At 60.4% G+C, this 24,901-nt stretch carries 22 protein-coding genes; 7 read left to right on the top strand and 15 right to left on the bottom strand.

What is annotated here, in order from left to right:
- Positions 1-73: 73 nt before the first annotated feature.
- Positions 74-316 (bottom strand): hypothetical protein, encoded by a 243-nt coding sequence (locus JG747_RS36945; RefSeq protein ID WP_244748456.1) that lies wholly within the window; start codon positions 314-316, stop codon positions 74-76.
- Between JG747_RS36945 and JG747_RS13465 the strand changes: the two genes are divergently transcribed.
- Both JG747_RS13465 and JG747_RS13460 read left to right on the top strand, forming a co-directional pair.
- Entirely contained in the window at positions 225-1,178 is a 954-nt protein-coding gene (locus tag JG747_RS13465; RefSeq protein WP_244748433.1) for a Gfo/Idh/MocA family protein, read from the top strand. The genes JG747_RS36945 and JG747_RS13465 overlap by 92 nt on opposite strands.
- 17 nt (positions 1,179-1,195) lie before the next feature.
- Positions 1,196-1,615: a GlcG/HbpS family heme-binding protein gene (locus tag JG747_RS13460; protein ID WP_202361956.1), complete on the top strand. Its 420-nt coding sequence runs from the start codon at positions 1,196-1,198 to the stop codon at positions 1,613-1,615.
- Between the two features lie 30 nt (positions 1,616-1,645).
- Here the strand turns inward: JG747_RS13460 and otnC are convergent, their stop codons facing one another.
- Genes otnC through JG747_RS13430 form a run of 6 tightly spaced genes read right to left on the bottom strand, consistent with a single transcriptional unit; the run spans position 1,646 to position 8,575 of the window.
- The gene (gene otnC / locus JG747_RS13455) at positions 1,646-2,284 is read right to left on the bottom strand and encodes a 3-oxo-tetronate 4-phosphate decarboxylase (protein WP_202361955.1); all 639 of its coding nucleotides are present in this window, start codon (positions 2,282-2,284) and stop codon (positions 1,646-1,648) included.
- A complete protein-coding gene (gene otnK / locus JG747_RS13450; RefSeq protein ID WP_202361954.1) occupies positions 2,281-3,552 on the bottom strand; it encodes a 3-oxo-tetronate kinase in 1,272 nt (423 codons plus the stop codon). The genes otnC and otnK overlap by 4 nt, the downstream gene beginning before the upstream one ends.
- Before the next feature lie 50 nt (positions 3,553-3,602).
- Positions 3,603-4,685 (bottom strand): threonine aldolase family protein, encoded by a 1,083-nt coding sequence (locus JG747_RS13445; protein ID WP_202361953.1) that lies wholly within the window; start codon positions 4,683-4,685, stop codon positions 3,603-3,605.
- Positions 4,686-4,709: 24 nt separating this feature from the next.
- Positions 4,710-5,396, bottom strand: coding sequence for an aspartate/glutamate racemase family protein (locus JG747_RS13440; protein ID WP_210384461.1), 687 nt, complete (start codon positions 5,394-5,396; stop codon positions 4,710-4,712).
- 10 nt (positions 5,397-5,406) lie between these two features.
- Positions 5,407-7,086, bottom strand: a complete 1,680-nt coding sequence (locus JG747_RS13435; RefSeq protein ID WP_202361951.1) for a GMC family oxidoreductase — start codon at positions 7,084-7,086, stop codon at positions 5,407-5,409.
- Positions 7,079-8,575 carry an aldehyde dehydrogenase family protein gene (locus JG747_RS13430; protein ID WP_202361950.1) on the bottom strand — a complete coding sequence of 499 codons (1,497 nt, stop codon included), beginning with the start codon at positions 8,573-8,575 and terminating at the stop codon, positions 7,079-7,081. The genes JG747_RS13435 and JG747_RS13430 overlap by 8 nt, the downstream gene beginning before the upstream one ends.
- Positions 8,576-9,039: 464 nt before the next feature.
- Between JG747_RS13430 and JG747_RS13425 the strand changes: the two genes are divergently transcribed.
- Positions 9,040-11,142, top strand: a complete 2,103-nt coding sequence (locus JG747_RS13425) for a hydantoinase/oxoprolinase family protein (RefSeq protein WP_202361949.1) — start codon at positions 9,040-9,042, stop codon at positions 11,140-11,142.
- An 11-nt stretch (positions 11,143-11,153) separates the two neighbouring features.
- Positions 11,154-12,794 carry a hydantoinase B/oxoprolinase family protein gene (locus JG747_RS13420; RefSeq protein WP_202361948.1) on the top strand — a complete coding sequence of 547 codons (1,641 nt, stop codon included), beginning with the start codon at positions 11,154-11,156 and terminating at the stop codon, positions 12,792-12,794.
- Positions 12,795-12,874: 80 nt separating this feature from the next.
- On the opposite strand, the gene JG747_RS13415 is transcribed toward JG747_RS13420, so the two are convergent.
- A complete protein-coding gene (locus JG747_RS13415; protein ID WP_202361947.1) occupies positions 12,875-13,582 on the bottom strand; it encodes a hypothetical protein in 708 nt (235 codons plus the stop codon).
- 345 nt (positions 13,583-13,927) lie between these two features.
- Between JG747_RS13415 and JG747_RS13410 the strand changes: the two genes are divergently transcribed.
- From JG747_RS13410 to JG747_RS13400, 3 genes are all read left to right on the top strand, one after another.
- Positions 13,928-14,683: a FadR/GntR family transcriptional regulator gene (locus JG747_RS13410; protein WP_202361946.1), complete on the top strand. Its 756-nt coding sequence runs from the start codon at positions 13,928-13,930 to the stop codon at positions 14,681-14,683.
- A gap of 149 nt (positions 14,684-14,832) precedes the next feature.
- Complete coding sequence (locus JG747_RS13405; RefSeq protein ID WP_202361945.1) at positions 14,833-15,936, top strand: ABC transporter ATP-binding protein; 1,104 nt, start codon at positions 14,833-14,835, stop codon at positions 15,934-15,936.
- 110 nt (positions 15,937-16,046) lie between these two features.
- Positions 16,047-17,045, top strand: a complete 999-nt coding sequence (locus JG747_RS13400) for a Gfo/Idh/MocA family protein (RefSeq protein WP_202361944.1) — start codon at positions 16,047-16,049, stop codon at positions 17,043-17,045.
- Positions 17,046-17,122: 77 nt separating this feature from the next.
- Here JG747_RS13400 and JG747_RS13395 read toward each other — a convergent pair whose 3' ends face one another.
- From JG747_RS13395 to JG747_RS13365, 7 genes are all read right to left on the bottom strand, one after another.
- Positions 17,123-17,713, bottom strand: a complete 591-nt coding sequence (locus tag JG747_RS13395) for a DUF1349 domain-containing protein (protein ID WP_244748387.1) — start codon at positions 17,711-17,713, stop codon at positions 17,123-17,125.
- 118 nt (positions 17,714-17,831) lie between these two features.
- Positions 17,832-18,719 (bottom strand): alpha/beta hydrolase, encoded by an 888-nt coding sequence (locus JG747_RS13390; RefSeq protein WP_202361943.1) that lies wholly within the window; start codon positions 18,717-18,719, stop codon positions 17,832-17,834.
- A gap of 148 nt (positions 18,720-18,867) precedes the next feature.
- Positions 18,868-20,514, bottom strand: a complete 1,647-nt coding sequence (locus JG747_RS13385) for a GMC family oxidoreductase (RefSeq protein ID WP_244748386.1) — start codon at positions 20,512-20,514, stop codon at positions 18,868-18,870.
- 3 nt (positions 20,515-20,517) lie between these two features.
- The gene (locus tag JG747_RS13380; protein WP_202361942.1) at positions 20,518-22,014 is read right to left on the bottom strand and encodes a GMC oxidoreductase; all 1,497 of its coding nucleotides are present in this window, start codon (positions 22,012-22,014) and stop codon (positions 20,518-20,520) included.
- Between the two features lie 10 nt (positions 22,015-22,024).
- Positions 22,025-23,125: an ABC transporter ATP-binding protein gene (locus tag JG747_RS13375; protein WP_202361941.1), complete on the bottom strand. Its 1,101-nt coding sequence runs from the start codon at positions 23,123-23,125 to the stop codon at positions 22,025-22,027.
- Between the two features lie 5 nt (positions 23,126-23,130).
- On the bottom strand, positions 23,131-24,009 hold the full coding sequence (locus tag JG747_RS13370) for a carbohydrate ABC transporter permease (RefSeq protein WP_202361940.1): 879 nt from the start codon (positions 24,007-24,009) through the stop codon (positions 23,131-23,133).
- Positions 23,999-24,895, bottom strand: coding sequence for a carbohydrate ABC transporter permease (locus tag JG747_RS13365; protein ID WP_202361939.1), 897 nt, complete (start codon positions 24,893-24,895; stop codon positions 23,999-24,001). The genes JG747_RS13370 and JG747_RS13365 overlap by 11 nt, the downstream gene beginning before the upstream one ends.
- Between the last annotated feature and the right edge of the window lie 6 nt (positions 24,896-24,901).

Genomic DNA, 24,901 nt, shown 5'->3' with positions numbered 1-24,901 from the left:
GCCAATATCGTGCTGAAAAATATGCGAAAAATGGCATTTAGCTGATGCTGCGACCTCCATCTTTTCCAAAAGACTAATTGACAAACACCGTCATTGTCAGACAAATCGTCAATCGAGCTGCGACGCGGGCCTGCGCGTCGCGGGAAACCAGCAGGGAAGGAAACAGGATGGCCGATACCGTTACCTGGGGCTTGATCGGCGCAAGCACGATTGCACGCGAATGGATGGTGGATTCAATCCGGAAACACCCGTCCGGGAAGGTGAAAGCGATTGTAAGTTCGGATTTGGACAGGGCGAAGGCCTTCGCCCACCACAAGGCTATTGCTGCCGGCTATGCCTCAGTGGAGTCCATGCTCGCGGACCCTGAAATAGCAGCCGTCTACATTAGCACGACCAACGACCGCCACCTGCCAGACTCCTTGGCCGCGATCGAGGCTGGCAAGCACGTCCTGTGCGAGAAACCTCTGGCCCTTGAACCCTCGGATGCCCAGACAATCGTGGATGCGGCCCGAAAGAAGGGCGTCGTTCTAGCGACCAACCACCATCTTCGAAATATGGAGAGCCATCGCGCCATCAAGAGCCTGATCGACCAGGGCGCGATCGGAAAGGTCAATTCGATTCGCGTGTTCCACGCCGGGGAACTGCCGGACAGCCTGAAGACCTGGCGGCTGCACGACAAGGCTGCCGGCGCCGGCGTCATCTATGACATCACCGTTCACAATGGCGACCTTCTTCGCTTTTACCTTGACGGCAACCCAATCAGGATAGCGGCCATCGCCGCGACCTCGGGAGCCGGTCCGAAACACATCGAGGACAGCGTGATGTCGGTCTGGGAATTTCCGGGCGATATCCTTGTGCAATGCCATGACAGTTTCGTTGTCGGCTACGGACCGCGTGGCGTCGAAATCCATGGCAGTGAGGGCAGCATCCTGGGCATCGACGTCATGTCCCAGGCGCCTGGCGGCCGCGTGATCCTGCGCACGAAGGACGGCGACCGGGAAATTCCCCTCGACCTGAAAGTGGCCTACGAGCGCGGCATCTCCGATTTCATCGCGGCAATCCAGGACAAGGGCAAGCCATCCTCGTCCGGCGATGACGGCGTCTGGAGTCTGAAGCTGGCAAAGGCCGTCGCCGAAGCGGCCGCGACGGGACGAACGATTTCGATCGAACAGGCCTGAAGCTGGATGACCGGATCATGCTGACTGTTCCCTCGCTTGGCCACGCCGACGCGGCACGTGCGATCAGGGCCATCGTCGATGCGATCCTGGCCGATGGCAAATGCGCGGTGATCGCCGTGGCGGACCAGCAGGGCGAGTTGATCGCCCTGTCGCGCCTCGATGGCGCGCCCTATCCGTCCATCCTGATCGCAGCCAACAAGGCGTGGACCGCCGCGCGCGAGCGGCGGCCCTCGATGGATATCGGGCAGGCCGCGAGAGCCCGGGGCGCGGGTTTTGACATGGGCTCCTATGGCGACTGCCGCTACACCGGCTTTGGCGGTGGGCTTCCTGTCATTGTCGATGGGACGGTCGTCGGGGCCGTCGCGGTGAGCGGTCTCTCCACGCAGGAAGACATCGATCTGGCCAAGAAGGGTGTGGATGCCATCTTGCAGGGCTGATTCAGCCGCTAGCTGCCCGCATCCCGTTCGCTACGGTTTTCCAAAGGCGGCGGCCAGTTCCTCGACCTGAGCCTCGGTCAGATAGCGCACCTTCATGGTCCGAAGTATTATGAGCAGCTTGGCCGTCTCTTCTAGTTCCTCCGCTGCGAACACGGCGGATTCCAGATTCCTGCCGGCGACGACCGGCCCGTGATTGGCGAGCAGAACGGCGGCGTATTTCCCGCGCAGATTATCGATTAACCTGCCTGCCTTCTCGTCGCCGGGCCTGACATAGGGAACAATAGGGACCTGCCCGACCCTCATGATCACGTAAGGCGTCAGCGAAGGGATACAGTCCTGCGGATCGACATCGGCCAGGCACGAGAGTGCGGTGCAGTAGGTGGAATGGAGATGGACGACCGCGCCGGTCGAAGGTCGACTTTCGTAAAAGGCACGGTGCAGGAAGATTTCCTTTGACGGCTTGTCGCCAGATATGTGCCGGCCATCCCGGCTGATCTTGGAAATCCTGTCCGCGCTGAGGAATCCCAGCGAGGAATTGGTCGGCGTGATCAGAATGCCGTCTTCCACCGTGCAGGAAATATTCCCTGCCGATCCGACGGAAAAACCCCGGTCGAAGAGCGACTTTGCCAGCCTGACAATGTCGGCCCGAGCTTGATCTTCGTTTGTCATCGCCCCGCCATTCGTTGAAGTGCCTTGGAAAAGAAGTCGCGTGACCCGAAGTTGCCGGATTTCAGCGCGAGCGCCATGGAAACCGGCGCTGCCACTGAAAGGACAGGCACGCCGGGATCGATTTCCTCGCCAATTGCGACGCTCTGAACCGCAAGCGCGCTGACGACCGCGCCGGAGGTTTCGCCGCCCGCGACGACCAGCCGCCTGACACCGGCATCTACGAGGTCTCGGGCGGCACTCGCAAACAATCGATCCAGTCTGTCGGCCACCGCCTGCCGACCGTATCGGGCTTGCGCCGCTTCCACGTCAGCCGGTGTGGCGGAAGAATATGCGATTGGCGCACGCCCTTCATTTGCCAGGGCGAATGCCACGATATCCCGCTCGGTCATCGCGCCGGCCATCACCTCGTCGACCGCCACTGCGAGGCCGGGATGTGATTGCAGGTGGAAGTCGATCTGGCCGCGCGTCGCACTGGAACAGCTGCCGGCAAGGATCGCCTCAGGACCCTCGACTGCTGCTTTCTCGGGCAGCGTGCCCGAAGCCTTTTCCTGTGCGATGAAATTGGCGGGGAGGCCGAGCGCAATACCGGATCCGCCGGTTACAAACCGGCTGTCTCTGACGGCGGCGCCGATCGCAAGCAAATCCGCATCGTCGATGGCGTCGACAATCGCCAGCACCTCGTCTTTTGCCGCCGACGCCCTGAGCGCATTCGCGATAGCGTCGCCGCCCGCTTTGACCGTAGGCCAGTCGACATAGCCAACCACGCTTCCGCACTGCTGCTGGAGCCAGCGCCTTATGTCCGGGTCGGTCATCGGGTTCAGAGGATGATGCTGCATACCCGATTCGTGGAGAAGCCGGCCGCCGACAAACAGGTGACCCTGATAGACGGTTCTGCCCGCCGTCGGAAACGCCGGACAGGCGACGACACCCCTGACGGAAAGCGCTTTTGCGATCGCCTCTGCGACCGGCCCTATGTTGCCCTCCGCCGTGGAATCGAAGGTTGAACAGTATTTGAACACGAACTGCTCGCATCCCTGCTTCCGCAACCATGCAAGTGACGCCAACGACTGGTCGATTGCTTCCCTGGCCGGGATGGACCTGGTCTTCAGTGAAATGACGCCAGCCTCGATGTCAGGCAACGGATCCTGTACCGGAACGCCGAGGAACTGGACAGTCTTGAGCCCGCCCTGGCCGTGAAGGCCCTTGGCGATCGTGTTGGCTATATCGCTCGCGCCGGTAAAATCGTCAGCGATGATGCCGAGAAGCATGAGGCACTCCGCGAGACTGCAATTTGTGAAATGGAGACATCGGAAGCGCTCTAGTAGATCGCGTCCATGCCGGCGTTGTTCACGCTAGACAACTGTCGTCCCCGCGCCGCCTCGCAGGTCTTGGCGATGAGATCCGAAGCCATTAGAGCCTCCGATTGCGTAATTTCCCGGTGGGTGACGAGGCGCAAGCGGCCTGCCTTGGGCGGCGATATACGCACGCCGTTTTCAAGCATTTCCGAATGCAGGTAGGCCGTATCGAAGTTACCCGACGGCAGATTGACAAACACGATGTTGGTCTCAATAGCGGATGGATCGACATCCAGACCGGCATCTCTCAATCGTGTCGCCAGAAGTTTTGCGTTCTGGTGATCCTCCTCGAGGCGAGCGACCATCGTACGCAGCGCGACGCGTCCGGCTGCGGCTATCACGCCGGCCTGACGCATGCCACCGCCAATAATCTGCCTCCAGCGCCGGGTCTTCTCAATGATTTCGGAACTCCCGGCAACCACCGCACCGAGGGGGCAACTCAAGCCTTTGCACAGGCAGAATGTGGTCGTGTCCACCGGCTGAACGAAATCGCTGACCGATCGGCCGAGGGATATGGCGGCATTGAAGATGCGCGCACCATCGAGATGGACATTAAGGCCGTTGTCGTGGGCGATGCCGGCCAAAACTGCGAGATCCTCCGGGCTCATGACCCTGCCGCCAGCCGCGTTGTGAGTGTTTTCCAGGCACAGCAAGCTCGTCGGAGCGCTCAACCGCGACTGCCCCGCAGCGATGGCGTCAGTGAGCGCCGTCGCGGAGATCATGCCGCCTATGCCCTGGACAGGACGTGGTGTCAGGCCGGCAATCGTCGACGGCCAGCCGCTTTCGTTGATGTGGATATGTGCGGTCGCCTCTACGATGATCGAGGTGCCGCGCGGCGCCAGCGCCATGGCTGATACGATGTTTCCCATCGTGCCGCTGATCACCAGCATCGCACTCTCCACTCCAAGCAGATCAGCGACCTGCGCCTCAAAGTCGAGCACAGTCGGATCGTCGCGGAAGAAATCGTCGCCGAGCTCGGCGCGCGACATCGCCTCGATCATCTCCGGGGTCGGGGTCGTGATCGTGTCGCTGCGGAGGTCTATCATTCTGTTGGAAGCCTTCACTTGTGCCTAAGCCCCCCACGCGCCGCCGGGCTCGAGATCGCGAAGCGCGCCGATGAACCCGATGCGGGGACTGGTCAGGATCGGAACCTCGGTCTTGCCGACGAGTGGCAATGCGGCAGCCATAGAGGCCTGTGCCAAAACTACCACGTCGGCGTCGAGCGTGGCCGCGGCGATGCCCTCCGCCACCGCGTCGAGATAAGCCTCGATGTCACCGCTCAGAAAAAGCTGTCGCGCTCTTTCCAGCACGATTGAATCGATATCGGGCTTACGTCCTGCGGCCCTGGATTCGGCCCCGATCAGTGCGACCGTCGGGGCGATTGTCGTGCCGACCGTCGCTAGGACCAGAATGCGGCTTGCAGTCCTGACGCTTTCGCGCGCCATGGGCCGGTCAATGCGCAGCACGGGCCTGTCCGAAGTCGTATGGGCGACGTCGGCGGCTGCCCCGATCGTGGAGCAGGTGCAGATTACGGCATCCGCTCCCAGCCGGAATTCCGCCCGCATGGCTTCGGCGGCCGCGCCTATGATCTCGGGCGTAGCACTGCCACACTCGATCGCCGATTTCAGCAGATCTTCCCGCACCGTGTGCTTGAGCACGATGCCGGGAGCGAGTTCCTTCGCAAGGCTTTCGAACACCGCAACCAATGCCGGCGCGGTGTGAAACATATGAAGGATCAATGGGCGGCTCTGGCTCACAGTCATTCTCTCAAGCCACGCTGACGGTCGCGCCTGCCTGCGAAAGCCTGCGCAGCGTGGCCGATGGCTTTGTCGCCTGTTCCCGCCTTCCAAGGATGGCGTCCGCGCCTCGCTCTCCGATCATGATGGAGGGGGCGTTAGTGTTGCCGCTGACAAGCGTCGGCATGATCGAAGCGTCGATGACCCGCAGTGCGTCCACGCCACGCACCTTCAAATCCCTATCGACGACCGCCATGTCGTCGCTTCCCATCTTGCAGGTTCCAGCCGGATGGAAATCGGTCTTGGACCACTGCCTTATGTATTCGGTGATCTCCTGGTCAGAGCGCACATCCTTTCCGGGCAGATGCTCGGCTTTGTACAGTCTGGTGAAGCTCGGTTGCGACAGGATTTCGCGCGCCAGCTTGAAGCCGTCGATACTGTGGCGCAGGTCGTTCGGATTGGACAGGAAATCCGGGTCAATAAGCGGATCGTCCATGGGGTCCGTCGACGCCAGCGTCACCTGGCCGCGGCTTTCCGGGCGAAGATAGGCCGTGTTTAACGTCATTCCATGCCCGGCAACGCGCACGCGGCCATGATCGATGACGTAGGCCGGCAGGAAATGCATCTGGATGTCCGGCCAGTCATTGTTGCCGGTTGTGCTGACAAAGGCGCCGCCCTCGCACACATTGCTGGTGAGCGGACCAGTTCCAAACATCAGGAACTGCAGGCCGTGCCAAGCGGCCATCAGGCCCCGGTCGTGCCCGTTGTACGACGCGCGCTCATTCAGGCTGACGCAGCAATAGACATCCATGTGGTCCTGGAGGTTCTTGCCAACACCCGGAAGGTCGACGACCGTTTCCACGCCTGTCTGGCGCAGCTCCGAAGCTGGTCCGATCCCCGAAAGCAACAGCAGTTTCGGCGAATTGACCGCGCCTGCGGAAACGATGATCTCGCTGCCCGCCCGAACGCTGGCGGTTCGGTTGGTACCTGGCGCGAGATAAGTGACCGACCGCGCCCTGCCATGTTCCACGTCAATCCCGGTCACCCGCGTTTTGGTTACCACGGTCAGGTTTGGCCGTGACAGGTTCGGATAGATGAAGGCGGCTGCGGTGCTGCTGCGGCGAACGGCCCGCTGCGTCACCTGGTAGTAGCCGACGCCATACTGATCGCGTCCATTGAAGTCCGGATTGTGATTGAACCCGGCCTCCTGGGCCGCGCGGACGAACTTCCGGGTCAGGTCGATCGGCAGGCGCTGGTCCGAAACCCCCATCGGCCCACTGGTGCCGTGGAAAGCGTCGGCAAAACGCTCATTGTCTTCCGACCGACGGAAATAGGGCAGCAGATCGTCATAGCCCCACCCTTCGTTGCCCTGCTCGCGCCAGGAATCGTAATCTTTCCGGTTGCCCCTGATGTACACCATCGAGTTGACTGAGCTGCCGCCACCGAGAAGCTTGCCTTGCGGGAACAGCAATTTCCGATTGTTGAGGTGCTTTTGCGGCACCGTCGACCATTCCCAGCGCACCTTGTTGCCTTGCAAGCGGGAATAGCCGGCCGGCCAACGCACCAGCGGTGTATCGTTCCTGGCGCCAGCTTCCAGCAGCAGCACCGTCACATCCGGATTCTCGCTCAGACGTGAGGCCACGACACAGCCAGCCGAACCGCCGCCGACAACGATGTAGTCATATTCGGGCTTGATCGCCGTGTCAGGCATTGGGAGCCTCAATCGCCTGTCCGATCCAGCGCCGGGAATAGCCGCCGCTGCGTATCTGGACCGTCTTGATGTCGGTGAATTCCTCGACGCCGAGCTTGCCGACTTCACGGCCGATGCCGCTTTCGCCCACACCACCGAAAGGAAGCTCGGCTGGGCCTTCGAGATAGGTGTTGACCCAGACCGTGCCGGCATTGAGCGAACGCACCGCCCTCATCGCGGCCGACACATTTCCGGTCCAGATGCCGGCGGACAGGCCGTAGACGGACTCATTCGCCAGAGCGATTGCGTCCTCCAGCGCCTCGAATTCGAGGATCGACACGAGCGGACCGAAAATCTCTTCGCGCGCGATGCGCATATGCGGCTTCACGCCGGTGAAGACAGTAGGGTCGATGAAATACCCGCCATTTTCTTCCCGGTGTTTGCCGCCCAGCGCCAGGGTCGCCCCCTCCGCCTTGCCGACGGCAATGTAGTCGACGATCTTGTCGTACTGATCCTTGTTGATGATCGGGCCGAGCAGCACGCCCTCAGCCTGCGTGTCACCCACTTTCACCTGCCGGGCGCAATCGACGAATTTCCTGATGAATTCCGGCGCGATGGAGGCCTGGATTAGAAGTCTGCTGCCCTGGTTGCAGGATTGACCTGCGTTAAGAAATGCTCCGTGCAGAGCAGCATCCAACGCATCGTCCAGATCGGCATCCGCCATGACGATGTGCGCGTTCTTGCCGCCCAACTCCAACGACACCTTCTTCATGCCGTCGGCGCCGACCCGCATGGCATGCTTGCCCACTTTGGTAGAGCCGGTGAACGAGATCATGTCGATGCCAGGATGACGCAGGAGCAGATCGCCGCAGGTCGCACCCGACCCGGCGACGATGTTGAGGACACCGTCCGGCAGGCCCGCGTCTTTGAGAATTTCGCCGAGCAGCAAGGTCGTCGCACTCGTCAGTTCGCTAGGCTTGACCACTGCGGCGCAGCCCGCCGCCAGAGCGAATGGCAGTTTCTGGCTAATGATCAGAAACGGAAAGTTCCAGGGCGTGATGATGGCCGCAACGCCGAGGGGCTCACGCACCGTCGCCGCGAAATAGAACTCGCCGAGCTGGCCAAAACTCTCGCCTGTGATGGAACGCGCCTGCGTCGCAGCATAATCCCAAAGCATGGAAGACCGCTCAATTTCGACGCGCGCCTGCTTTACGGGCTTGCCGCTTTCGGCCATTTCGAAAAAAGCGAGTTCGTCCGCACGGCGCCGGATGATATCGGCCGCATTCACGAGGACTGCCGAACGCTCGGCCCCGGTCGCACCAGCCCACTTCGTCCTGAACGCGTGCTTCGCGCACGATACCGCCATATCGACATCGGCTTCGGTGGAATCCCGAAACCGCGAGACTAGTGCGCCATTGCTTGGATTGCGGCGATTGATCTCGCGCCCCGCTGCCTGACGCCAGCTTCCATCTATCCAGTTGCCGAAATTTCTTGTCGTCGCAAATGTCATCTCAATTTCCGAACAATTCTGAATTCCTTGCAAGCTCCAGGGCCTCGCAGGCGGGCCGGTAAGCCAAACCAACCTCCGGCTCCAAGCATGTCGCCATCCTGCACCAGGAACAATGCTGCCCGGTGAGTTGCGAAGCTGCCTTTCCGGCGATGCCTAGAGCCACACCAACCACTCCTCCGACCCGGCGCAGTGCCGGTCGCCTCTACAGTCTTTTGTTTTTACATATTTGTCAATTGAAATTCGGTTTGTCATGCGAAATCTGAAAAGGTCGGACCAGGTAGAAACTTCAAATGCCGGCTCGATGATATCAGAAATCTCAAATAAATTGAATGTTTTCAACGGAAAGGAAATAGGCACTCAGAAATATGCGCTTCAAGCACGTTTCTGGGTTGATGGAGCTACAGGATTGACATAGCGATCTTAGTCAGACAAATTATAGTCAATTCCGTTTCCCAGGGTAGGCCATGAACGCGCAAATGAACCGTGTCTCCGTCGACATCGGCGGTACCTTCACAGATGTCGTGCTCGAAATAGCGGGCGAACGCTCTTCCACAAAGGTGTTGACGACCAAGCGGGCGCCTGAGGAAGCGGTGCTGGAAGGTGTCGAAAGCCTCCTGAAGCAGAAGTCGCTCTCATTTGCGGATCTTGATCTCTTCCTGCACGGAACGACGTTGGCCACAAACGCCATCATCGAGCGGCGCGGGGCGAAAACAGCCCTTGTGACTACGGATGGCTTTCGCGACACGATCGAGATCGGTTCGGAAAGCCGTCACGATCAATACGATATCTTTATCAGGAAGCCGCAGCCTCTGGTGGGCAGGAAACACCGGTTCGTCATTGCGGAGCGGGTTGCCGCCGATGGCACGGTGCTGAAAACCTTGCCCGAGGACAAGGTGGCCGACCTTGGCGAGGCACTGAAGGGCGCCGGTATCGAAAGCGTCGCCATCTCATTCATCCACGCCTATGCGAACCCGGCGCATGAGCTCAAGGTCCGGGAAATCCTGACCGCCGCCCTGCCGCAGGTGACGTTCTCGCTCTCCTGCGAGGTTTGTCCGGAGGTGCGCGAATATGAGCGTGCCTCCACCACCGTGGCGAATGCCTATATCCGTCCGATCATGGCTGGCTACCTCGGCCGGCTGAAGACGGAACTTGCCCGTCGAGGCCTGCGCGCGCCCCTGCTACTAATGACGTCGGGCGGCGGGCTGACGACGGTCGACCAGGCTGCGGCCTTCCCGATACGCCTTGTGGAATCCGGCCCTGCCGGCGGCGCCATCCTTGCATCCAAGATCGCCGCCGACTGCGGCCTGAAGGAAATCGTGTCCTTCGACATGGGTGGCACCACCGCCAAGCTTTGCCTGATCGACAACGGCACTCCGCTGAAGTCCCGCAGCTTCGAGGTCGACCGCACCGAGCGCTTCCTGAGAGGCAGCGGCCTTCCGGTCCGCATCCCGGTCATCGAAATGGTCGAGATCGGCGCCGGCGGCGGCTCCATTGCCCAGGTCGACAGCCTTGGTCGCCTGACCGTAGGGCCGGAAAGTGCGTCGTCGGAACCGGGTCCGGCCTGCTACAACCGGGGTGGCGACCGTCCCACGGTCACCGACGCCGATCTGGTTCTCGGCCGCATCGACGCCACGAACTTCGCCGGCGGCAAGGTCGGGCTGCGCCGCGACCTTGCCGAAAAGGCGCTGGGCGATCATGTCGGCTCCCCACTGTCGCTACAATCGGTAGTCGCGGCCTCGGCGGTCGCGGCCATCGTCGAGGAAAACATGTCTAACGCGAGCCGCGTCCATGCGGCGGAGCATGGCAAGGACCTGCGCAAGCGCACCATGATCGCGTTTGGCGGCGCGGCGCCGATGCATGCGGCCCAACTAGCCCGCAAGCTCGGTCTGGAAAAGGTTATCGTGCCGATGGGCGCAGGCGTCGGCTCGGCAATTGGTTTCCTGGAAGCGCCGCTCGCCTATGAGATCGTGCACAGCCGCCACAGCCGTCTGGTCGACGTCAACGACGGCGCCATTCGCGACCTAATACTGCGGATGCATGCTGAAGCCCTGTCGGTGGTCGAGCCGGCGGCGAACGGCCGCCCGGTCGAACTGCGCACGTCGGCATTTCTGCGCTATGTCGGCCAAGGCCACGAATTGGAAATCGATCTGCCGCTCGGAGATTCGGCCGCCATCGATTCCGCAAGGCTGCGCCAGCTTTTCGAAGAGCACTACAGGGCGGTGTTCGGCCGTTTCCTGCAGAACCACGCCATCGAGATTCTGACCTGGGCCGTCACCGCGACAGCGCACCAGCCCTCACGCGAGACGCTCAAGGAAATTCACTCCGTGAGCGCCAAGCCCAGACCGAGCGGCTGGACGGATTTTGTCGATTTCGACGGGAGATCGGTCAAGGCGCCGGTTTATTTGCGCGCAGATCTTGCCTCAGGTCATTCCATCGCCGGCCCCGCCGTCATCACCGAATCCGAGACCAATACGGTAGTGCCGGCTCATTTTGAAGTCGCTGTCGACTGGCTGGGCCATCTTGAACTGACCAACACGGCCTTCGGCGTCGCGGCGGCCGCGGAATAATGGAGACTTCCATGCAGCAGATAGAACGGCCCGCCATCGACGAGATCGAATTCCAGATCATGTGGAATCGCCTGATCGCCGTCGTCGAGGAACAGGCCCAGGTGCTTCGGCGCACCGCCTTCAGTCCGATCGTACGGGAGTCCGGTGACCTTTCCGCCGGCTTCTTCCACCCGGATGGCCGGATGATCGCGCAGGCTGTCACCGGTACGCCGGGGCACGTCAACACGATGGCCGCATCGGTTCGTCACTTCCTCGCGCGCTTTCCCGCGGCATCCATGAAGGACGGGGACGTCCACATCACCAACGATCCCTGGCTTGGCACTGGACACCTGCATGATTTCGTCGCCGTCACGCCGGCTTTCTTTGGAGGCTCGATGGTCGGGCTTTTCGCTTCTACCTGCCACTTCATGGATGTCGGCGGAATCGGCTTCGGACCTGACGGCCGCGACGTCTTCGAAGAAGGTTTCTATGTTCCTCCGATGAAGATGATCGCCGAGGGCAAGCTTGACGAAACCTTGATGACGCTTGCGCGAAGCAACTCGCGCTACCCCGCTGAAATGGAAGGCGACCTCATGTCGCTTGCCGCCTGCAATACGATCGGGGTGGACCGCTTGCGCGAGATGTTGCGCGAATTTCCGCTGGGCGATCTAACGCCGCTCTGCGACCAGATCGTCAGCCGCTCCCGAGAGGCAGCCCTTGCGGCCATAGCAGGATTGCCGGCCGGCAGGACCACCGCCGAGATGGTGATCGACGGTTACGACAAGCCTGTTTCCCTGATTGCGACGACGACTATCTCCGGCGACCTGATCAGAGTCGACTTCACGGGCACGTCCGGCCTTTCGGCGCGCGGAATCAACGTGCCTCTGAGCTATGCACAGGCCTATTCCACCTATGCGATCGCCTGCGCGCTCTTTCCCCAGGTGCCAAACAATTCGGGGTCGCTCTCTGTGGTCGAAGTAACCGCCCCGGAAGACACAATCGTCAACGCGCAGCGCCCTGCCCCGGTCTCTTCACGGCATGTAATCGGCCAGATGCTTCCCGACGTCGTCTACGGCTGCCTGGCTCAGATCGTACCCGACAAGGTGCTGGCCGAGGGCGCATCCTCGCTCTGGAATCTCATCCTCGAGGACGCGCATGACGCCTGTCTGACCCAAGGCATCGGACACACTGCGAGGTTCTCGGCATTGTCCGTCCAGACCGGGGGAACCGGCGCCCGCCCGAGCGACGACGGGCTCAGCGCGACCGCCTTTCCCAGCGGCGTTTCCGGCGTGCCGATCGAGATTTTGGAAACCATGACGCCGCTGGTCTTCTGGCGCAAGGAACTGACACCCGGAAGCGGCGGACACGGGCGGTTCAGGGGTGGGCTCGGCCAGACCATCGAGATCGGCCACCGCGACAACCACCCGTTCTACATCTATGCCGCACTCGATCGCATCGAGCATCCTGCACGCGGCCGGTTTGGCGGAGAACAGGGCCGTGCCGGCTATGTTGGTCTGAAATCGGGGACGCGGCTGCGTGGCAAAGGCAAGCAGCTGGTGCCGGCCGGCGATACACTGGTCGTCCAGACGCCCGGTGGTGGTGGATATGGGCCGGCCGGCGAGCGCGAAGGCGAGAGGATCGAAGCCGATCGCGTCAACCAGCTCGACACCTGAATATAGGGCAGGCTTTTGGGGCGCGCTCCGAAGCGTGCAAGTCAGGCCGACACTCCGCGGGAGTTTCGAAATTGTCGAGGCTATTGCCGCGACATTTCCTCTATCCTCTGCCTGTTGAACGGGTGATGCGCGCCCGTGCCGAAATTCGACATATAGGTGTCGTGACGGTAGCCCCGTGCTTCAAGGACGACGGCGATCAGTGCGTACAGCACGGCCAGAGATGCCATAACCGTACCCATGCCAGACACCCAATACTGGGAAAGCCCGGTGGTGACCGCGCCCAGCGCGCTGGCGACTGTCACCCATCCGACCGTCTTGTGATAGGCCTCGAACCAGCGCCGCCGTGCCGTCATGTCATAGTGATCGCCGTGCGTAGCAGGAGGCTCGGCAGTCACTGAAGCTACGGTCTTGCTGACGCCGTGCGAGCCTCGGAACCAGGCGCTGACGATCTGCATTACGCTCAGGACCACTGTCGCGATGCCGAACACGGAATGGAGCGTGGCGCTGAAACCTCCGTTGGCGGCAATGGCGACGAGACCGCCGACAACGCTGGCCGTCGCGAGCGCCGACAAGCCGACCCGGTGCATTGTGAACCAGAACAGCTTGCGGCCCAGCTTGGCACTTCCCTTCGGGATACCCTCCAGCGTCGGCGCCGGCTTGCCGAAACGCGTCAGCAGCAGGACGGCAGGAATAAGCACGATCCAGATCGTGAACATCAGCCACGCATGATAGTTCCAATGCGCCGTGGTGCCGAATATCCCCTCATAGAGCGGCCGCAGCAGGTTCATTGGGAACGCCCTCAGGTTGATCGCCACGCGTCTTTGAACCGAAGCGGCCGTTGCGGCGGATCGCGCCCGCCGGAACCATTGCCGGTCCTGTCTCAGGATTGCCCGATGCAGTGCATGGGGCCGCCGTTGCCGCATCCGCACAATGCTGTGCTAAACGCGGATTCTCCGTGTCAGGCCTCTGGCAATGCGTCCCGGCGGGCGGTTTGCTGCAAGGCTGGTGGGAAGGGAGGTTTCACACCGTGCTCAGCATCAAACAAAATGACAATGTCTGACTTTTAGGCATAAATCAAGCTTGAAATCTTACAAATGCCGTGTAGATTTACAAATATGTAATGAGGCGCCAGGATGGCTTACCCCCAGAGGACAAAACTTTCGGAACGGCTCTACGAGACGATGAGGCAACTCGTCGACAGCGGAGAATGGTCCGAGGGGACACGCATACCGACCGAGATGGAGCTTGCCGAACAGCATGGCGTCTCCCGCCCTGTGGTGCGCGAAGCCCTCATCCGGCTGCGCAATGACGGCATCATCAACTCGAAGCGGGGTTCAGGCAGCTATGTGCTGAACGGCTCAGAAGCGCCTGCGAAAGGTTTCCGCCCAATCGAGAACATCGCCGATCTCATTCATGCATTCGAGTTCCGGCTCACCATCGAATGCGACGCAGCGGCGGTGGCTGCCCTTCGCCGCCGCGATGAGGACATGGATATCATCATCGCCGCACACAATGCTTTCGAGGAAGGCATGAGCGACGAGGCCTTCGGCGATCTCGACCTGGATTTCCATATCGCCGTCGCGCGGGCCTCGCAGAACTCCATGTACGCCAGCACCATGTCGATGCTGCACAAACAGATCGTGTTCGGCATGCGGCTGACCGGCCAGTTCGCCACCGCCGCTTCCCAGACCCGACTGGAAATCGTTCGCCACGAACATGCATTGATCGTCGACGCCATCGCGGCCCGGGAGCCGCTTCAGGCTTACGAGGCCATGTTTGACCATTTGACCCTGTCCCGGCGCAGATTGCTGGGCTTCGATGCCGTTCTCGACTGGAAGAGGTCCGGACCGACCGTTCTGATCAACAAGATGGGAGGGCCCGAAAGCTAGTCCCGCTCCCGGCCGCAACCGTCACGCTCTCGAATTCTGGTCCAATCGGCTGCCATACCTGAACCGTGCTCCGACGGAGCGCGAAGCCTGTGCTTTTTTCCTGTCGCAGTTGGCCCACTAGGCCACTTGCCTCTACATAAGGTACGTCGATGTCATCCCTCGCACTCAACCAGATCAACAAATTCTACGGCCCCAACCTCGCGGTGCTGAAGGACATCAACCTGCATATCGATTCCGGCGAATTCCTGGTGCTGCTCGGTCCATCCGGTTGCGGCAAGTCCACCCTGCTGCACGCGATAGCCGGCCTACATGGCGTGACCTCGGGCGAGATCAGGCTGGACGGCAAGGTGATCAACGACCTGCCCTGCCAGCATCGCGACATTGCGATGGTGTTCCAGTCCTATGCGCTCTATCCGTCGATGACCGTGCGCCAGAACATCGCGTTCCCTTTGGAGATGCGGAAGGTTCCCGCCGGGAAACGGGCCAGCGCCGTACTGGATGTCGCCAAGCTCCTGCAAATCGAGCACCTGCTGGACCGCAAGCCGTCGCAACTATCCGGCGGCCAGCGCCAGCGTGTCGCCATCGGTCGCGCGCTCGTGCGCGAACCCAGCATCTTCCTGTTCGACGAGCCTCTGTCCAACCTCGACGCGCTGCTCAGGGTCGAGATGCGCACCGAGTTGAAGAAGCTGCATCAGCGGATGGCCAAGACCACAGTCTATGTCACCCACGACCAGATCGAGGCAATGACCCTGGCCACGCGCATTGCAATTCTCGACAAGGGCGCGCTTCAGCAGGTCGGCACGCCCAACGAGGTCTATGATCGGCCGGCCAACATCTTCGTTGCAACATTCATCGGCGCGCCGCGCATCAATCTGGTCGACGGCAAAGTGGTCCGGTCCGGAAACAGCCTGACGGCAAGGTTTGGCAATGCGCCGGATGCGATCGCCCTGCCCGCCGCACTTGTACCTCACGTTGCGGAGTCTGGTTCTTCCCTCACGTTCGGCATCCGTCCAGAAAACTTCGCTATGGCCGACACGGCAAGCCTTGGAGAAAACGACGTCGATATCGACGTCATAATCGAGCTTATAGAGCCGACTGGCTCCGACGACGTCATCATCTTCAAATACGCGGGAAGCGAAATGACGGCGCGACTCCGTGCCGGCTCGATAACGGGCCTCGGCGAAAGCCGGCTCCGGTTGAACACCACGAAACTGATCGCTTTCAACAAGCAGACCGGAAACCGGATCGGCTGATCGCGACCAGCCCCCGCCTCTTTGTTCGACGGACAAAAGGCCGAGACAATTGCGCCGGCCGGGTCGGCACAACACCTTCATTGACGCAAACTTCAGCAGGGAAGACATCGATGAGCAAACGTTACAAATGGGGCTTGATTGGTGCGAGCCGCATCGCCGAGGAGTGGTTGATACCGGCGATCAACAGCACGCTCGACAGCGCAGTCACAGCGGTGTTCACTTCTGATGCTGCGCGCGGCAGGGCCTATGCCGACCGCAACGGGATTCCTGATGTGCACGAGACGATCGACTCGCTCCTAAATTCGGACGTCGACGCCGTCTACATCAGCAACACCAACGAGAAGCATGCGCCGCATGCGATCGCGGCGCTCACTGCAGGCAAGCACGTGCTTGGGGAAAAGCCAATGGCGGTGACCGCCACGGAAGCCGAAGCCATGATCGCGGCGGCCGACAGGCACGGACGCGTTCTCGGTATCAATCACCATCTGCGAAATATGGCGACCCATATCCGTCTCCACGACCTGGTCAAGAATGGCGAGCTGGGCACGATCGTCGCGGCCCGCATGACGTTCGGTGTGCTGCTTCCGGTCGCCAACCGCGGCTGGAGAACCGATTCCGTCGCCGCCGGCGCTGGCGTGTTCTTCGACTTGACCGTCCACGACGCGGATCTGTTGCACTACATCCTGGGCACGGAGGCTCAGGAGGTCGTCGCTATGACTGCCAACAACGGAATAACGTCGACAGAAGTCGAGGATACGGTGGCGATCATTGCACGGATGAAGACGGGCACAATGGTGCAGTTCACCGAGAGCTTTGCCATTGATCACGCCAGAACGACGGTTGAGCTCTTTGGCACGAAGGCTTTCGTGTTTGCAGACGACGTTCTTCTCCAGCGTGGTGGTGGACGTATATTCGTGCGCAGGAATGGCGAAGAGGCCGAAGAACAGATCGATCATAAAAACGCCTACGACAAGGTCGTCCGTGACTTCAATGCAGCCATGGCGGGTAATGGCTCACCAACGGTGACAGGCCGCGAGGGTTTGAAATCACTGAAGTTTGCTCTGGCCGCCCGCGAAGCGGCAAAGACCGGCCGATCGGTGCAGGTCTGAGGTTCATTCATCAGGAGCGGTTCCCGTCAACCGCCCCTTGTCGCTTCCGGTGGACATTAGGGTTGGGCGAGCTCGCTTTACTGCCCGTTGCGCAGGTCCGCGATGACGTCAAAATTCAGCTCCACGTCGCTGAATGTCGCAGTTACGCCCGTGCCAGTGGGGGACTGCGCGCCCAGTCCGATCTTGACCGGCCGCTCATCTAGGCCGGTGATCGTGAACCAGCGCAGAAACTTCCAGAATTTCCCGTCGTCGGAGAAATGCAAGGCACTCGTTTTGCCGTCGCAATAAATCCGAAGATAAACGAAAGCTCCGGAAAATTTCGGACCATCCGAATCGTCCGACGCGGTACGGGTGACGACGCTGACGATAGTAGGCAGTTGATGGGCAGAATACTCGAAAGCGACCTTCGCCCAATTTTCCTCATCGGCTTCGATAAAAAGCGCTCCTGCGTCGTACGCGGATCCAAAATCAACCGACACCTTGGCCGACAGGGAAAATACCGGTTCATTTACTTCCCACACCAGCCGCGGCACATTGGCCATGCGTGTCGCGCCTGTGGGTGAGAAAAACCAGTCCGTCTTCCCGTCAGAACGAAAAGACGCGGTGCCGCCGTTAACGGCGATGCTGCCATGCGCCGCTCCCTCTACCGACATGTCTTCAAGGCGCAAAATCATCTCCTATGGTTTTCCGGTACGAACCAGACGACGCAAGAAACATCGTCCCCTGCGCTCATTGGGGCATGGGTGACGGCTAAGCTGGCCTGGCTCGCAAAGGTCCCAAGACAGGTCAGACGTTCAAATATCTGCCGAACCACTCGACAGTGCTCGGAATGAGAACATTCTCTACGGTATCCGGCGAGGTTTCGGCATTCCAGTCATGACCGGAATCCACCTCGACGAGATCATTGACCCCACCGTGATGGGTCAGCAGCGACCGTCCCTCCGCTGGCTGCGGCGCCACAATCATTTCCCGCATGCCGACGACGACCCGCAGTGGACCGTGATATTTCGAGATTGCGACGGCAGGAGCAAACAGCGGCAGTTCCTTGTAAAACGCCGCCTTCAGGATTGTCTCGCCTCCCCAGGAAAGCTTGGTTCTGATCTCCTCTGAGGCTTCTCCCGCGATGGCCCTGGCCACGGTCTCGGCGCCAACGAGGTTTGAAAAAGTCGACATTGGGTTCGTCACCGGCGCCCACAGTACTACCGCCGATGCCTGCGGTCGTAGCGCGGCAACATGTGAGGCGACCAGACCGCCTTGGCTGTAGCCGAGGATGCCGACACGGCTGCCGTCGACGTCGCGCAGCGCCTGTAGGTAGTCGTAAGCCAGCATCGCGTCGTTAATCTGGCCCGAAAACGTCGTGTCGATCCAATTGCCAGCGCTGTCGCCCGAACCGTTGAAGTCGATTCGCAGCGTTGCAATACCTTGCTCGGCTAGCTTGGCAGCAGCATAGGCGAACAGTCCAATACCCCTTTTGGCGAGCTGGAATTCATTCTTCTGACCCGTGAATCCGTGCAGCATCAGAACGACAGCCGGCGCTGCGATGCCGCAAGGCCTGTTGAGGATGCCAGCAAGGCCCCGGCCTTCATTGTCGATCCTGACTACCTTCTCGCCGGCGTCGCCGTAATTGCCGGCGTCGACGACTGTCCTCTCATCTTTAATGAACCTCGACTTCACCAGCCCATCCCCTTACTCCCGCCCCAATCTCCACGGTCGCGACTTCGGTATCGAACAGCACCGTGCCATGTCGGACAGTTTCGCAGTGTCAATCCTTTTGACGCGGCGTGAAGCAAAGGTGCCTCCCGGCAAGCAATGACAAGGATAGTCAAGCCGCCTCTGACAGAAACGATGCCGCTCTCTCGCCTATCATGATGCAAACGGCGTTGGGATTTCCCGAGATTAGCGTCGGCATGACCGAGGCATCCGCCACGCGTAGTCCGTCAATCCCGCGGACACGAAGATCCGGGCCGACAACCGCCATTTCGTCCTGGCCCATCCGGCAGGTGCCGGCTGGGTGTAGCGCAGCATGGGCCGTTTCAAGGCATAAGTTTCTGATGTCCGAGCGGGTCTTCATCGTGGGCGCAGGCGTTTGCCGCGCCGCGATATAGCGGCTGATTGCCGGCTTCTCCATGATGTCGAGCGCAGCCATGGTGCCTTCGGTCACCGCGTCAAGATCGTAAGGATCGGAGAAATATCGGGGCGCGACTCGCGGATTTTCGGCAGGGTTCGCACTCTGAAGCGTGACTTCGCCGCGAGAGCGCGGTCTTATCTGACCAAGGTTGACGGTGCAGCCATTGCCGCCAGGAACGGCATCGACGCCTTCCTCGATACCGGCACCTACCACCATGAAGAACTGGACGTCGGGCACTGTTTCATTCTTGTTTCCCCACCAGAAGGCGCCGCCTTCTATCAGATTCGATGAAGCCGGCCCGCCACGAAACAGAAGGTAGTTCAGTGCTGCCGCGGCCTTCCAGTGCAGCTTCTTGTATTTGTCGTAGCTGTGCGGTCCGTTGAGCTGGTAGACCAGCGACATCTCAATATGGTCCTGCAGATTCTGGCCTACGCCTGGTAGATCCATCTCCACCTGGATCCCATGTCTGCGCAGTGCGTCCGCCGGGCCGATGCCCGACAACATCAATAGTTTCGGCGAAGAGATTGCGCCTGTCGACAAGATGACCTCGCGCTCTGCGTGGAGAACCCACCTGCGACCGTTCACGAAATACTCGACGCCGGTCGCCCTGCCTTGTTCGACGATGATCCGGCTGACGCGTGCGCGTGTCCGAACCTGCAGGTTCGGGCGACGGCGAGCAGGCTTCAGGAAAGCAGTAGCGGCACTGCTGCGCAGACCGTTTCTGGCCGTGATCTGGTAGAGGCCAGATCCGGCCTGATCGCCAGAATTGAAATCGTGGTTATAAGGGAGACCCGCCTGCTGGCATGCCTGGAGCCAAGCGCGTGTCAGCGGATGAATGTTGTCGATGTCGGAGACCCCCAGCGGGCCGCCAATTGCATGCGCTTCGTTGCAGAACCTGTTGTTGTCTTCCGAGCGAAGAAAATACGGCAGAACATCGCCATAGTTCCAGCCGCTGGCGCCAAGTTCTTCCCAACGCGCATAGTCTGAAGGAACGCCGCGGATATAGATCATGGCATTGACGGAACTGCCGCCGCCCAGGACGCTCGCCTGGACCATTGTAGGCGTTGCATCGGGCGATTGCCCGGCCGTCGGCACCCAGGGGATTCTCCTCAGCAAAGGCCCTTGGGCAGTTTTATAATATGCCCCCGGTATATGTATGTACGGGTTGATATCATTCGGCCCCTCCTCGAGCAGGACGACGGAGACATCAGCATTTTCGGACAGTCGGGAAGCAACGACACAGCCGGTTGAGCCGCCACCGACGACGATGTAGTCGCACTTGCCTGCGGCTGTCTCGGATCGCGGCAGAATTCCCCATCGAGCGGATCCAAAATTCGCCATGGTTCACATCGCCCTGATCGCCGCTCCGGCTTTCAGAGCCAGAGCCGCTATAGTCAACGCAGGATTTACTGCCGCCGATGTCGGCAGCACAGATGCGTCTGTGACATAGAGGTTCGCAATGTCGTGCGACCGACAATCAGGCGACACGACAGATGTGTTCGAGTCGCTGCCGAGCCTGGCCGTGCCGCACTGATGCGAAGTTGTCTTGCGGCCGAAAGTTCGGGTGAGAACAACAGGGAAGCCGGCTTGGCGCATCACTGCCCGCGTCCGCCTGATTAATGTCTCGTGCGCACCCATATTGCTGCGGACCCAGTTCATGACGATGCGCCCGTCGCGGATGGTCACACGGCTTTCGGGATTGGGCAGATCCTCACTGGTTAGGAACCAGCCGTAGCAGTTTCGCGCGACGAGACCGGCCAGCCAGCGTGGCAGCAACGGCGCGTTGGCTTTGAGAATATTGCCGGTGATGTGACCGAGCAATTGTACGTTGCCCAACGGAAAGCTGCCCAGCGGGTCCTTGTTGTAGAAATCGTTGAATCCCAGCGTTTTCTGATAGACGGCGGTGTTTCGACGAAAAGGGTCGATGGCCAGCATCGCCGTCGTGTTGTGGTTCATGAAGTTGCGGCCGAGCTGATCGGAACTGTTTCCAAGACCGTTCGGATAAACCGAATTCGACGACCGAAGCAGCAGCGCAGCACTTTGCACAGCGCCGGCAGCCACGGCGAAGACGTCGGCAACTATGCTGTGCTCGACACCATCCTTGATGAAAACCGCAGCCATCACCCTCCGCCCTGACGCGTCCGTTACCAGGCGCTGAACATTGGCGCCGGTGATCAGCGTGACATTCGGATGCTCCAACGCCTGTGTGAGCGGGCCGACCTCCGCATCGATCTTGCCTTTGCCGGTATTCGGAAAAGCGTCCCAGCCTGTTTTTGCCCGCCGCAGCCACGCGTCGATATCGACGGCGAGCGGCAGGCTTGCCGGATGGATTCCGGTCTGCCGCAGCCGCCGGCGTACAGTCGCGATTGCAGGTTCGTCGGGAACGGGGGGATAACTGTATGGTCGGTTACGCGGCGGCTCGGTCGGGTCTTGCCTGGCATCGCCGCGAACCCCGAACAGGATCTCCGCACGCTCATACCACGGCTCAAGTTCAGCGTAGGAGATCGGCCAGCCAGGCGAGTGCCCGCCCATGTGGGCGCGCGGATTGAAATCTTCCTGCCTGTAGCGGTACATCACTGCGCCGAAGAACTTCGAATTGCCGCCGACATAGTAGTAATTGCCAGGCAGGAAGCTCTCGCCGTCCGTCGCCAGCCATTCCTCGCTCGATCTGTAGAAGCCATTCTGGAAGATGGCGATATCGTCGCGCGCCTCTGGCGTATCCCTGAGGTGCTCCCCGCGTTCCAGGATCACGATGCGTCTTCCGGTGTCGGCGAGGCTATAGGCAAGCGAGCTGCCGCCGATGCCGGAACCGATGATGACAATGTCTGCGGTGTGGTCCATCATCGGGCCCTCAGTCGATCCGCTCTTCGGTTTGGGCGTCAAATAAAACGATCTTGCTCGTATCGACCGACAAGGTGGCTGTCTTGCGGGCCTCTACCGTCTTGGGAGGGACGCGGGCGGTGACTTCGACGCCGCCAATCTGGAACAGCGCCAGCGTATCTGGGCCGGTTGGCTCGACGACATCAATATGGACCGAGAGTGTCCTGCCCGGCTCGACGGCAGAGACACTGAACAGTTCAGGCCGTATGCCGACGAGGACTTTGCGCCCGTTGAATTTTGCAGCGCTTTCCTTCGTGATCGGAATGCCGGAAATACGCACTGGCTCCCTGTTGACGACGTCGAGAACCGCAACGGCAGTCGCCGAGTCGATCTCCAGCTTTCCCGGTATCAGGCTCATCGAGGGCGAGCCGACAAACCTGGCGACGTAGACATTTGCCGGCCTGTCATAGACCGTCTGTGGGTCGGCCAGTTGCTGCACAACACCGTCTTTCATGACCGCGACGCGGGTCGCCAGGGTCATCGCCTCGATCTGGTCATGCGTCACATAGACAGTCGTGGTTCCAAGCCGTGCATGCAGCCGCTTGATCTCGGTGCGCATGTCGACGCGCAGCTTGGCGTCGAGATTGGACAGCGGCTCATCGAACAGAAATAGCTTCGGCTGGCGAACAACAGCACGCCCCATCGCCACACGCTGGCGTTGGCCCCCCGACAGCTGACCTGGGCGACGGTCGAGCAAATGGCTCATCTGTAGCATCTCGGCTGCCGCTAGAGTTGCCTTCGCACGTTCAGTGGGCGGCACACCGCGGATTTTCATGCCGAATTCGATATTCTGACGCACCGTCATGGTCGGATAAAGCGCGTAGGACTGGAACACCATGGCTATGTCGCGATCTTTCGGCGGCAGATCGTTGACGACTTCGTCCGCGATCCGGATTTCGCCCGACGTGATGCTTTCAAGCCCGGCGATCATGTTGAGCAGGGTGGATTTACCGCAGCCCGATGGGCCAAGCAGAACAAGAAAGTCGCCATCGGTGATCGAAATGCTGACACCCTTCAGGACGTCAACTGCGCCGTAGGATTTTCGAACGCGATCGATTTCGAGAGTTGCCATTTGGATCAACCTTTTACTGCGCCGGCCGTCAGGCCGCGCACGAAGTAACGTCCCGCAACAACATAGACGATGAGGGTAGGCAGGGCGGCGATCATGGCGGCGGCCATGTCGACGTTGTATTGTTTGCGTCCCATCGAGACGTTGACGATGTTGTTGAGGGCTACGGTGATGGGGGCATTTTCGCCGGCGGTAAAAGACGCCCCGAACAGGTAGTCGTTCCAGATCTGGGTGAACTGCCAGATGCAGGACACGACGATGATCGGCAGCGCCGTTGGCAGCATGATCGACACAAAGATCCGAATGAACCCGGCACCGTCGATTTGCGCTGCCCTTACAAGTTCATCGGGAATGCCGACGAAATAATTGCGGAAAAACAGCGTAGTGAACGCGATGCCGTAGACTGTGTGAACAAGCACCAGCCCCGGAAGCGTACCGGCGAGACCAAGGATGCCCAAGGTTTGCGCCATGGGAAGGATCACCGCCTGAAACGGCAGGAAGCAGCCAAACAACAGCAGCCCGAAAATAACGTTTGAGCCGGGAAACCGCCATTTGGTGATCACGTAGCCGTTGATCGCGCCAATGCCGGTCGACAGGATCACCGCCGGGACTGTCACCAGCAGCGAGTTGATGAAGTAAGGTTTGAGGCCCCTGCAGGCAGTTCCGTTGCAAGCCTCGGACCAGGCGCTGCGCCAGGCGTCGAAGCTGATTTGCGTCGGCAGGCCAATAAAGGAGCCGGCATATATCTCATCCAGATGCTTCACCGAAGTGGTGATCATCACCCAGAGCGGCATCAGGTAGAATGCAGCCATGAAAAACAGGCTGCCGTATATGAAGGCACGACCGATTCCATGCTGTCGACGGAGAGACGCTGCATTAGTGGCCATCGCGGGGCTCCTTCAGCTCTGAATAGAGGTAGGGAACAATGATGGCCGCGACTGTCATCAGCATCATCATGGCGCTGGCCGCACCAACGCCCATCTGGTCACGCCTGAAGGTGGCCGAGTACATGAAGGTCGACGGCATTTCGGTCGAGGAACCGGGCCCGGTGTTTGTCAGCGCCAGAATGAGATCGAAGCTCTTGATCGCGATGTAGCTGAGCAGAACGATCACGCTCAGGAAGGCAGGCCGCAGCATCGGAACGACGATGGTTCGATATATCCGCGGCAACCCTGCACCTTCAATCTGTGCGGCCTTGATGACCGAATTGTCGATGCCGCGCAGGCCGGCCAGGAAAATCGCCATGGCGAAGCCGGTGGACTGCCATACGGCGGCGATCACGACGCAATAAATCGCGAAAGTCGGCTGCGCGATCCAGTCAAACACGAAGCTGGTCCAGCCCAGATCATTGACCACCTTCTGCACGCCCAGAGCGGGGTTGAGGATCCATTTCCAGGCGGTACCTGTGACGATGAAGGACAGCGCCATCGGGTAGAGAAAAATCGCACGCAAGGTGCCTTCGACACGTATCTTCTGATCAAGAAGGATCGCCATCAACAGTCCGAGGCCCGTGGTCAGGCCGAGGAACAGTGCTGAAAAGACAAACAGATTGAACACCGCCGTATGCCAGCGCGGCGTCGACCACAGGCGGACATATTGATTCAAGCCGACGAAATCGTATTTCGGCACGATCATGGAAGATGAGAGCGAAATCCAACCGGTCCAGCAGATGAAAAGGTAGACCGCAACCAGCACAACCAGAAGACTGGGTGCCAGAACCAGCCGCGGCAGCCAATTCGCAATACGGTCCGACAATGGGGTGGGTCTGCTCATCGACTT

Source organism: Mesorhizobium sp. 131-3-5 (genome assembly GCF_016756575.1).
Taxonomy (GTDB): Bacteria; Pseudomonadota; Alphaproteobacteria; order Rhizobiales; family Rhizobiaceae; genus Mesorhizobium; species Mesorhizobium jarvisii.
The sequence above is the reverse complement of the archived record's forward strand: the minus strand, read 5'-3'. Positions and strand labels throughout refer to the sequence as shown.